The 10,464-nt window shown below is 59.1% G+C and carries 8 protein-coding genes; 6 read left to right on the forward strand and 2 right to left on the reverse strand.

Annotated elements, in window-relative coordinates; genetic code table 11:
• Position 1 precedes the first annotated feature (1 nt).
• On the forward strand, positions 2-463 hold the full coding sequence (locus tag ACUTQW_RS16585; protein WP_004949404.1) for an NfeD family protein: 462 nt from the start codon (positions 2-4) through the stop codon (positions 461-463).
• Here the strand turns inward: ACUTQW_RS16585 and cueR are convergent.
• A complete protein-coding gene (gene cueR / locus ACUTQW_RS16590; RefSeq protein WP_004949402.1) occupies positions 460-861 on the reverse strand; it encodes a Cu(I)-responsive transcriptional regulator in 402 nt (133 codons plus the stop codon). The two genes, ACUTQW_RS16585 and cueR, sit on opposite strands and share 4 nt — an antisense overlap.
• A 107-nt stretch (positions 862-968) precedes the next feature.
• Here cueR and copA point away from each other — a divergent pair, with 107 nt between their 5' ends.
• The 3 genes from copA (at position 969) to ybaK (ending at position 5,369) form a co-directional block, all read left to right on the forward strand.
• Positions 969-3,689 carry a copper-exporting P-type ATPase CopA gene (gene copA, locus ACUTQW_RS16595; RefSeq protein WP_006323995.1) on the forward strand — a complete coding sequence of 907 codons (2,721 nt, stop codon included), beginning with the start codon at positions 969-971 and terminating at the stop codon, positions 3,687-3,689.
• A 169-nt stretch (positions 3,690-3,858) separates the two neighbouring features.
• Positions 3,859-4,662, forward strand: coding sequence for a TraB/GumN family protein (locus ACUTQW_RS16600; RefSeq protein WP_006323994.1), 804 nt, complete (start codon positions 3,859-3,861; stop codon positions 4,660-4,662).
• Between the two features lie 227 nt (positions 4,663-4,889).
• Positions 4,890-5,369 carry a Cys-tRNA(Pro)/Cys-tRNA(Cys) deacylase YbaK gene (ybaK, locus tag ACUTQW_RS16605; protein ID WP_004949396.1) on the forward strand — a complete coding sequence of 160 codons (480 nt, stop codon included), beginning with the start codon at positions 4,890-4,892 and terminating at the stop codon, positions 5,367-5,369.
• Positions 5,370-5,404: 35 nt separating this feature from the next.
• Here the strand turns inward: ybaK and ushA are convergent, their stop codons facing one another.
• Positions 5,405-7,057: a bifunctional UDP-sugar hydrolase/5'-nucleotidase UshA gene (gene ushA, locus ACUTQW_RS16610; RefSeq protein WP_004949394.1), complete on the reverse strand. Its 1,653-nt coding sequence runs from the start codon at positions 7,055-7,057 to the stop codon at positions 5,405-5,407.
• A gap of 183 nt (positions 7,058-7,240) precedes the next feature.
• On the opposite strand from ushA, the gene ACUTQW_RS16615 reads away from it, so the two are divergent.
• Both ACUTQW_RS16615 and ybaL read left to right on the forward strand, forming a co-directional pair.
• A complete protein-coding gene (locus ACUTQW_RS16615; RefSeq protein WP_004949392.1) occupies positions 7,241-8,461 on the forward strand; it encodes an MFS transporter in 1,221 nt (406 codons plus the stop codon).
• Positions 8,462-8,705: 244 nt separating this feature from the next.
• Entirely contained in the window at positions 8,706-10,397 is a 1,692-nt protein-coding gene (gene ybaL, locus ACUTQW_RS16620; RefSeq protein ID WP_004949391.1) for a YbaL family putative K(+) efflux transporter, read from the forward strand.
• Positions 10,398-10,464 lie beyond the last annotated feature (67 nt).

The following is a 10,464-nucleotide window of genomic DNA, read 5'->3' on the forward strand; positions in this document are numbered from 1 at the left end:
CATGCTCGAACAAATTGCAGCAAACCCGCACTGGTTCTGGCTTTCGCTCGGCGGGCTGCTGCTGGCGGCCGAGATGCTCGGCGCCAGCGGTTACCTGTTATGGAGCGGCGTGTCGGCGGTGGTGGTCGGCGCGATGGTCTGGCTGCTGCCGCAGCTGGCCTGGGAGTGGCAGGGGGTGATTTTTGCCGTCCTGACCATTGTCGTGGCCTATCTGTGGTGGTACTGGCTGCGCCAGCGGCCGGCGGCGGCAACCAGCGGTTCGCAGGTGCTGAACCAGCGCAACCGCCAGTTGATCGGCACCCGCGCAACGCTGACCGAAGCCATGCACAACGGCATGGGCCGCATTAACATCGGCGACAGCAGTTGGCGTGCGCAGGCCAGTGAAGATCTGGCGATAGGGACCGAAGTTGAAGTGATCGCCGTCGAGGGCGTCACCCTGGTGATCCGTGCCGTTACGCGCTAGTGATTGCGGCAGCAACCGGCCAGGTTATTAATGATCGGGCATTCCGCCCCGTCATCGCCCGGGCATTCGTTCGCCAGCGCCAGCAAACGCTGGCGCATCTCGCCCAACTCACTGATGTGCTTTTCAATATCCGCCACTTTTTGCAGCGTGCGCGCTTTCACATCGGCGCTGTGGCGGGCCGGATCGTTGAACAGCGCCACCAGCTCACGGCACTCGTCCAGATTAAAACCCACCAGCCGCGCCTGGCGCAGCAGCGTCAGCTCTTCGATATGCTTCGGGTTATAGCTGCGGTAACCGTTATCGGTACGGATCGGCGCGGTAACCAGCCCTTTCTCTTCATAAAAGCGGATCGCCTTGCTGGTTAAGCCGGTTTTTTTCGCCACGTCGCTGATATTCATTTTCACTCCTTGACCTTCCCCTTGCTGGAAGGTTTAACCTTCATTCTTAGTGAAAATAGGCTAAGCGGTCAACCTTTAAACACCGCACTTGAGCGAGGAACCGAATCATGTCACAAACCACCGTGCTGGCGTTGCAGGGGCTAACCTGCATGAACTGCGCGCAACGGGTGAAAAAAGCCCTGGAAAGCCGCAACGATGTCGAACAGGCAGAGGTCAACGTCCATTACGCCAAAGTCACCGGCGATGCGCCGAGCCAGGCGCTGATCGACAGCGTGATCGCCGCCGGTTACCAGGCTGCCGTAGCGCAACGGCCGGATACCGAACTGCAGCTGAGCGGCCTGAGCTGCATGCACTGCGCCGCCAGTACCCGTAAAGCGCTGGAAGCGGTACCGGGCGTGATCGCCGCCGACGTCGGCATCGAGTCGGCCAAGGTCTATGGCGATGCCGCTCCCGAGGCGTTGATCGCAGCGGTCGAGGAAGCCGGTTATCACGCCAGCGTCAATGGAGCCGCCCCTCTCCCAAAAACTGAGCCGTTGACTGAATCAGCCCCTGAATTGCCGGAACCCCAGGCAGCGGCCCCCTCTTCCCTTCCGGCAACTCGCCACAGCGACGATGATGACAGCGTTCAACTGCTGCTCAGCGGCATGAGTTGCGCCAGCTGCGTCAGTAAAGTCCAAAGCGCGCTGCAAAGCGTGCCCGGCGTCGAACTGGCGCGGGTCAATCTGGCGGAACGCAGCGCGTTGATTACCGGCGGTGCCGATCCGCAGGCGCTGGTGGCGGCAGTGGAAAAAGCCGGCTACGGCGCGGAAATGATCCAGGACGAAACCGAACGCCGCGAGCGCCAACAGCAGACCGCGCAGGCCAACATGAAGCGCTTCCGCTGGCAGGCGGCGCTCGGCCTGGCGCTGGGCATTCCGCTGATGGCCTGGGGTCTGTTTGGCGGCAGTATGTCGCTGACACCGGAAACCCAACGCCCGTGGCTGTGGGTGGGTCTGATCACGCTGGCGGTGATGGTGTTCGCCGGCGGGCATTTTTACCGCAACGCCTGGCGCGCGCTGCGCAACGGCAGCGCCACCATGGATACGCTGGTCGCACTCGGCACCGGCGCCGCCTGGCTGTATTCGATCAGCGTCAACCTGTGGCCGGATTTCTTCCCGATGGAGGCGCGGCACCTGTATTACGAGGCCAGCGCCATGATCATCGGCCTGATCAACCTCGGCCATGCGCTGGAGCAGCGGGCGCGCCAGCGTTCGTCACAGGCGCTGGAGCGGCTGCTGGACCTGACGCCGCCGACGGCGCGGCTGGTGACCGACGACGGCGAGAAAACCATTGCGCTGGCGCAGGTGCAGCTTGGCATGACGCTGCGCCTGACCACCGGCGATCGTATCCCGGTGGACGGCGAAATTGTGCAGGGCGAAGTGTGGCTGGACGAAGCCATGCTGACCGGCGAAGCCGTGCCGCAGCAGAAAGGCGTTGGCGATACGGTGCATGCCGGTACGGTGGTGGATGACGGCAGCGTGCTGTTTCGCGCAGGCGCAATCGGCAGCAAAACCACGCTGGCGCGAATCATCAAACTGGTGCGCCAGGCGCAGAGCAGCAAGCCGGAGATTGGCAAACTGGCGGACCGTATTTCTGCGGTGTTCGTGCCGGTAGTGGTGGCCATCGCCCTGTTCAGTGCGGCGATCTGGTATTTCTTCGGCCCGCAGCCGCAGTTGGTTTACACGCTGGTGATCGCCACTACGGTATTGATCATTGCCTGCCCTTGCGCGCTGGGCCTGGCGACGCCGATGTCGATCATCTCCGGCGTTGGCCGTGCGGCCGAGTTCGGCGTGCTGGTGCGCGACGCCGATGCGTTGCAGCAGGCCAGCACTCTGGATACGCTGGTGTTTGATAAAACCGGCACCCTGACCGAGGGCCAGCCGCGCGTAGTGGAGATCTTCACCTTCAATCAGATCGGCGAGCAGCAGGCGCTGCGCTGGGCCGCGGCACTGGAACAAGGTGCCAGCCATCCCTTGGCGCGGGCCATCGTTGAGCACGCCACCGGGCAAGCGCTACCGCCGGTTGAGCAGTTCCGGACCCTGCGCGGTGCCGGCGTCAGCGGCGAAGTGGACGGCGTGAAGCTGCTGCTGGGCAACGCCGCGTTGTTGCAACAGCACCAGGTGGCGACCAGCGCGCTGGAAGCGCAGATGCAGCAACAAGCGGAGCGCGGCATTACGCCGGTGCTGCTGGCAGCCGACGGGCAACCGGCTGCGCTGATCGCCATCCGCGATCCGCTGCGCAGCGACAGCGTTGAGGCGTTGCAACGCTTGCATCGTCAGGGCTATCAACTGGTGATGCTGACCGGCGACAACCCGGTGACCGCCAACGCCATTGCCAAAGAAGCCGGTATCGACAAGGTCATCGCCGGCGTGCTGCCGGACGGCAAAGCCGAGGCGATCAAACAGTTGCAGGCGCAGGGCCACCGCGTGGCGATGGTCGGCGATGGCATCAACGACGCCCCGGCACTGGCGCAAGCCGACGTGGGCATCGCGATGGGCAGCGGCAGCGATATCGCTATCGAAACCGCCGCCATCACCTTGATGCGTCACAGCCTGAACGGCGTCGCCGACGCGCTGGAACTGTCGAAGGCCACGCTGCGCAACATGAAACAGAACCTGCTCGGGGCATTCATTTACAACACGCTCGGCATTCCCATCGCCGCCGGGGTGCTGTATCCGTTGACCGGCACGCTGCTCAGCCCGGTAGTGGCGGGCGCGGCGATGGCGCTGTCTTCCATTACCGTAGTCAGTAACGCCAACCGGCTGCTGCGTTTTAAACCGAAACGCTGAATGCCACTGCGGGGCGTAAATCCTTGCGCCCCGCTTCCTTTGGGATAATTCCTTCACTCTTCAGGCTTTCTTGTGCGCCGGATAGCGTTTAGCATGGCATAAACGCGCTACCCGCCAGAGGCCAGGCCGTCGTCTGCACACTCGCGGGGAAAATAAGGAACCACGCTGTATGGGTAAGCTATTACGCCGCCTGGCCGCCTTTCTCGGCATTATTTCTCCGATGACCTACGCCTACCCGGCGCTGGATATCCGGCTGCCCGGCGATCGTCAATTCCATCTGGTGGGCAGCATTCATATGGGTACGGTGGATATGTCGCCGCTGCCGGCCACGCTGGCGACCCGCCTGAAACAGGCTGATGCCCTGATTGTCGAAGCCGATATCACCGGCTCCGCCTCGCCGTTTGGCCACAGCGCCCCACAGCCCGACCTGGTGGAGCGCCTTTCCGATACCGAGTTTCAGCAGTTATTGGTCCTGTGCCAGGAACTGGGCGCCGACGCAGAGGTGTTCTCGACCCTCCCCGGCTGGCAGGTGGCGTTGACGATGCAGGCTCGTCAGGCTCAGCGACTGGGGCTGCGCGCCGAGTATGGCGTGGACTACCAACTGTTGCAGGCCGCCAGGCAACAACACAAAAAGGTGATTGAGCTGGAAGGCGCGGAACAGCAGATGGCGATGCTGGAACAGTTGCCGGAAGGCGGTATGGCGCTGCTGCGCGATACTCTGGAGCACTGGCACACCAACGCGCGGCTGCTGCAAACCATGGTGAGCTGGTGGCTGGACGCAAAACCCAACGGCGCGCTGGAAACCCTGCCCGCCACCTTCAGCGCCGATCTGTACGACGTGCTGATGCATAGGCGCAACCGGGACTGGCAGCAGAAACTGGAGGCGTTGCCGGCCGGCAACTACGTGGTGGCGGTGGGCGCACTGCATCTGTACGGCGAAGATAATCTGCCGGCGATGCTTCAGGCGCAGTAAAAAAAGTGGCCAATATCGCTACTGGCCAGTCAAAGAGGAATTTCTTGTATTTTAGTTATACGCATAGCAACCGTGTTAACGGTTACAATAGACAGGGTAGCAACCCAGTGAACACCTTGGCAACCCGCTTTATGTAACAGCTGCTCAGGTTGCTGCCGCCGTTAGATTTTTGTAATTTTGTTGCTTTGCGTTGCAACTTCCCGTGCGAAGGGAAATAGGAAAACAGTATGACGCCCGCAGTGATCCTGCTTGAGAAACAAAAAATCGCGTTTACCCTTCATCCCTATCATCACGACAGTGCGGAAACCCACTTCGGTGATGAAGCGGTGCAGAAACTTGGGCTCGATGCCGATCGCGTCTATAAAACGTTGTTGGTGGCGCTGAACGGCGACGCCAAACATCTGGCGGTAGCGGTAACGCCGGTCGCGACCCAGTTGGATCTGAAAAAGGTCGCTCGCGCCCTGGGCGCAAAGAAAGCGGAAATGGCCGACCCGCAACTGGCGCAGCGCGTAACCGGTTATCTGGTCGGCGGCATTAGCCCGCTGGGGCAGAAAAAGCGGTTGCCGACGGTGATCGACAGCCCGGCGCAGCAGTTCGCCACCATTTACGTCTCCGGCGGCAAACGCGGGCTGGATATCGAACTGGCCGCCGGCGATTTATGCCGCCTGCTGGCCGGCAGCTTCGCCGATATCGCCAAGCGCGATTAAGCGGATGGGGAGCCTTCCGGCTCCCCGATTAACATTTACTGATAAACAATCTCGCCCTTCGGCTCATAGGCCGCCGCATCCAGCGGAGAGTGCTTCTCGATATACTGTTTCAGCACTTCGGCATCGATAAAACCGGTGTTGACGTAGCTTGGCAGGGTATCGAGTTTCGGATAACCGTCGCCGCCCAACGCATTGAAGTTCAGCGTCGCCATGCGGTAGGTTTTGTCCGCCTGCAATGGCTCGCCCTTGATCTTCACGTTGCTGACGCCCTTGCCGTCCGCCGTCAGGCTGACGTTGGCAAACTGCGCGTAAGCGCCGGAATCCACCTTCATGTTGGCGACTACCGCCAGGTATTTTTCTACCTCGCTGCCTTTCATCTCGGCATACACCAGCGTGTTGCCAAACGGTTGTACCTTGAGCACGTTTTTATAGGTTATGTCGCCGGATTCGATCGAATCACGCACCCCACCGCCGCTCATCACCGCAAAATCGGCTTCGGCACGTTCCATTTGCGCCGCCAGCAGCACGCGCGACAGGTTGGTCTGAACGAATCGCACCTTGCTGCGATCGCCCTCCAGCTTGCCGTTCACGCTGCCGATTTTTACCTCAAGCTGCGCCTTGCCCTTGTCCTGGAATGGCGTCAGCAGTTTCATCATGGAAGGATCTTCCTGAATTTGCCGGGTGTAATACACTCGCTCGCTGGTGCCGTCGGCTTTTTCCACCTTCTTCTTCAGGTTGACCGGGATCAGTTGATAATGCACCAGCTTCAGTTCGCCGTTGCGGAACTGGAAGTCGGCGCGGCCGACGTATTTGCCCCACTCGTGCGCCTGGACGATCCAGGTGCCGTTTTGGCGATCCGGCGAGCACGGAGTGCCCGGCACGTAGTCTACCTGCTTGTGGTTTTCGCCGGCCATACAGACCGGATCCTGCGAGTGACCGCCGACGATCATATCCAGGTAACCGGCAGGCAGGCTGCGCGCCATCTCGACGTCGCCCGGCGCGTTGGAACCGTGGTTGCCGTCATCGTAATGGCCCATGTGAGTGGCGGCGATGATCACGTCCGGCTTTTCATCCTTGCGCAGTTGCTCAACCACTTGTTTCGCTTCCTGCGCCGGTACGCGGAACTCGATATCGGTAAAGTATTCCGGGTTGCCGATCTTGGCGGTGTCGTCGGTGGTCAGGCCGATAACCGCGATCTTGATGCCTTGCTTGTCAAATAAGGCGTAGGGTTTGAACAGACGCTGTTGAGTGCTTTTCTGATAGATATTGGCCGACAGCAGCGGGAAGGTCGCCCATTTTTCCTGCTGACGCAGCACGCTGAGCGGATTGTCGAACTCATGGTTGCCGATCGCCATCGCATCGTAACCCACCAGGTTCATGCCGCGAAAATCCGGTTCGGCATCCTGCAGGTCGGACTCCGGCACGCCGGTATTGATATCGCCGCCGGACAGCAGCAGCAGACTACCGCCCTTGGCCGCCACTTCCTGGCGAATGCTGTCTACCAGGGTTTTCTGCGCGCCCAGACCATACTCACCGTGATCGTTCTGCCAGAAATGGCCATGGTGATCGTTGGTATGCAGGATGGTGATGTCGTAAGTTTTATCCTTTTCCCAGGCGCTGGCGGCTCCCGACAGGAAAGTCAGGGACACGGCCAAGGCGCATGCGGTGGTTTTTAACGAAAAACGCATGGCGGCTCTCCATGATGAAAATGAACTGTTTTTTTGAGGTGGCCGAAATTGTAGCGCGAAACAAAGGCGAGTGATTTCAAATTTTTGCGATATACGTCAAATTATGTCGGATGTGGTAAAAATTGAACAACTTGCCTAAGATAATCTGCTCTGAACTCTAAAACTTACCAGGCTAATAATAAAATGACCGACCGTAGCGAAACCGCCATGCCGCCGGCCAAGGGCGGTGCGGTTAAAGGCACCGCTTTCTCGATCCTCGGCGCCATCAGCGTATCCCATTTGTTGAACGACATGATTCAGTCGCTGATCCTGGCGATTTACCCGATCCTGCAGGCCGATTTCAATCTCAGCTTTGTGCAGATCGGCATGATCACCCTGACCTATCAATTGACCGCCTCGCTGTTGCAACCGTTGATCGGCCACTTCACCGATAAACACCCACAGCCTTATTCGCTGCCGATCGGCATGGGCTTTACCCTGTGCGGTCTGCTGCTGCTGTCGGTAGCCAATACTTTCCCGCTGGTGTTGCTGGCTGCGGCGTTGGTCGGTACCGGCTCTTCGGTGTTCCACCCGGAGTCGTCCCGCGTGGCGCGCATGGCTTCCGGCGGCCGGCATGGTCTGGCGCAGTCGCTGTTCCAGGTCGGCGGCAACTTTGGCAGTTCTCTGGGCCCCCTGTTGGCGGCGCTGATTATCGCGCCTTACGGTAAGGGCAACGTCGCCTGGTTCTCACTGGCGGCGCTGCTGGCTATCGTGGTGCTGTTGCAGGTCAGCAAGTGGTATCAGCAACAGCATCGGGCAACAAAAGGTCTGCCAAAAACCGCCGCTGCGCGGCAACCGCTGCCAAAACGTACCGTTACCTACGCTCTCGGCATCCTGCTGGTGCTTATTTTCTCAAAATATTTCTACTTGGCCAGTATCAGCAGCTATTACACCTTTTATCTGATACATAAGTTCGGCGTTTCGGTACAAAATGCCCAGATACACCTGTTTGCTTTTCTGTTCGCCGTAGCCGCCGGCACCATTATCGGCGGGCCACTGGGCGACAAGATAGGCCGAAAATATGTCATTTGGGGCTCCATACTTGGCGCAGCACCTTTCACGCTTGTTTTACCCTATGCATCTTTATACTGGACCGGTATTTTGACGGTGATCATAGGGGTAATTCTCGCCTCGGCGTTTTCGGCCATTTTGGTCTACGCTCAGGAGCTGATCCCCGGAAAAGTGGGTATGGTTTCCGGTTTATTCTTCGGTTTTGCTTTTGGTATGGGTGGGTTAGGTGCGGCAGTTCTTGGTTATGTCGCAGATTTGACCAGTATCGAATTGGTCTACCAAATCTGTGCTTTCTTACCCTTGATCGGCATTATCACCGCACTGCTGCCTAATATGGATCATAACTCGCAATAACCCTGCTACAGCCCGGTTGATAAATATTATTCAGCCGGGTTATCTCCCACATAAATCAATGTTATTTGACTTATTTATTGATAAATCCCCTCGCTGGCCTGCCCAACGCGGAATCCTCTGCTTTTTCGCAAAAAGGCCAAATTTAGCTAAGCAAAGCACGCACAAATGCAATAAACTAAATGTATCTTTTCGTAACTTCGTTGCGTTTTCCCTCTACCGCCATGCATAGCTAGAAGGAGTCTGGATGCATAATTCAACACCGTTAATCACCACCATTGTCGGAGGGTTAGTACTCGCCTTCCTCCTCGGTATGCTGGCGAATCGCCTGCGCATCTCCCCACTGGTAGGATACCTTGCAGCAGGCGTGCTCGCTGGCCCCTTTACCCCCGGGTTTGTTGCCGACACCTCGCTGGCACCGGAACTGGCGGAAATTGGCGTGATTTTGTTGATGTTCGGTGTTGGCCTCCATTTCTCTCTTAAAGACCTCCTCGCAGTAAAACATATCGCCATTCCCGGCGCCGTGGCACAGATTGCCGTCGCTACCTTGCTGGGTATGGGGCTGTCCAAGTTGCTCGGCTGGGATTTGATTTCCGGCCTGGTGTTCGGGCTGTGTCTGTCCACCGCCAGTACCGTGGTGTTGCTGCGTGCTCTGGAAGAACGTCAGTTGATCGACAGTCAGCGCGGGCAAATCGCCATCGGCTGGCTGATCGTGGAAGACCTGGCGATGGTGCTGACATTGGTGCTGTTGCCGGCCTTCGGCAACATGATGGGCAATGACAACGCCAGCAGCAGCCAGTTGCTGATGGAGCTGGCCATCACCATCGGCAAAGTCATCGCCTTTATCGCGCTGATGATTGTGGTCGGCCGCCGCCTGGTGCCGTGGATCCTGGCGAAAACCGCCAGCACCGGCTCTCGCGAGCTGTTTACCCTGGCGGTGCTGGCGCTGGCGCTGGGCATTGCCTATGGCGCCGTGAAGCTGTTCGACGTTTCCTTCGCTCTGGGGGCGTTCTTCGCCGGCATGGTGCTGAACGAGTCGGAGCTGAGCCACCGCGCAGCCCACGACACGCTGCCGCTGCGCGATGCTTTTGCGGTGCTGTTCTTTGTCTCGGTCGGCATGCTGTTTGACCCGATGATCCTGATCAACGAGCCGCTGGCGGTGCTGGCGACGCTGGCGATTATCGTGTTCGGTAAATCGGCGGCGGCATTCCTGCTGGTGAAAATGTTCGGCCACTCCAGGCGCACCGCGCTGACCATTTCTGCCAGCCTGGCGCAGATCGGCGAGTTCGCCTTCATTTTGGCCGGCCTTGGCATCTCGCTCGGCATGATGTCGGAGCACGGCCGTAATCTGGTGCTGGCTGGCGCCATCCTGTCGATCATGCTCAACCCGCTGCTGTTCACCCTGCTCGAACGTTATCTGGCCAAGACCGAAACCATGGAAGACCAGATTCTGGAAGAAGCGGTGGAAGAAGAGAAGCAGATCCCATTCGATATGTGCAATCACGCCCTGCTGGTCGGCTATGGCCGTGTCGGTAGCCTGTTGGGTGCCAAATTGGCCGAGGCCGGCATCCCGCTGGTGGTGATCGAGAACTCTCGCCCTCGGGTCGAAGCGCTGCGTGAACAGGGTATCAAAACGGTGCTGGGCAACGCCGCCAATCCGGAGGTGATGGATCTGGCAAGGCTCGACTGCGCACGCTGGCTGTTGCTGACCATTCCAAACGGCTACGAGGCCGGGGAGATCGTCGCCTCTGCGCGCAACAAGCGGCCAAACATCGAGATTATCGCCCGCGCGCATTACGATGACGAGGTGTCATACATCTCAGATCGCGGTGCCGACCAGGTCGTGATGGGCGAGCGGGAAATCGCCAACAGCATGTTGAATATCCTTAAGCTGGATACGCTGAGCGAAGAAGAGAAAATGGGCGCCTGCCCGATTTGACGTGAAAACCGGTGACTAGTCCTGATATAGGTTGACACTTTTCAGCCTTATAACGCCCGATGAACTT

Source organism: Serratia sp. TSA_7 (genome assembly GCF_052692135.1).